This window comes from Vibrio sp. 10N.222.55.C6, assembly GCF_041473395.1.
Taxonomy (GTDB): Bacteria; Pseudomonadota; Gammaproteobacteria; order Enterobacterales; family Vibrionaceae; genus Vibrio; species Vibrio crassostreae_C.
Map to the genome: position 1 here is coordinate 1 of NZ_JBFRSD010000572.1, position 511 is coordinate 511.

1 protein-coding gene is annotated in these 511 nt (G+C 43.6%); it reads right to left on the reverse strand.

Annotation, left to right across the window (positions count from 1 at the left end; translation table 11 throughout):
- Nucleotides 1-491, reverse strand: a 491-nt coding sequence (locus AB4486_RS25150; RefSeq protein ID WP_372119428.1) for a TadE/TadG family type IV pilus assembly protein, incomplete at its 3' end; no start/stop codon positions are given.
- Nucleotides 492-511: the final 20 nt, after the last annotated feature.

Sequence of the window (511 nt, forward strand, 5' to 3'; positions counted from 1 at the left end):
CATCTATTCCATATGTTAGGGCTGGTTTCAGTTTGAGGCCTCACCACTCCCAAACTTTCTGCTGGTAGTATTGTTTCAAACGCAGGGGCGGCTAGAAATCCATTATTTCCTAGAAAGCTTAGGTTACTGATTAGCTGAATGCCATAACCCGTAGCCCTAGCACGCACAAATTTAATATCACCAAAGTTCGCTTCAAAATCAGAAGCAACCTCTACCCCGCTCGCGTCTAAGTAAGCCACTTCTAAGTTCGCATTAGTAAACCCAACAAGAGGAATATCATCCACCACCATTCCGGCAATATTATCTCTATCAAGGACGTAGCATACCGTCGCTAACCTAGCAGCCTTCCTAGTTGCTTCACTGACCATTTGCAGCGAAAATATATAGGCACCTAACGCTAAAATGAGGAAGAGCAGCAGAAAAATTAATGATGAGACCAAAGTGAACTCAATAATGGCAAGCCCTTTGGTTCGTCTTTTAAGTCTTATCATCACAGCACCCTCATCACGGA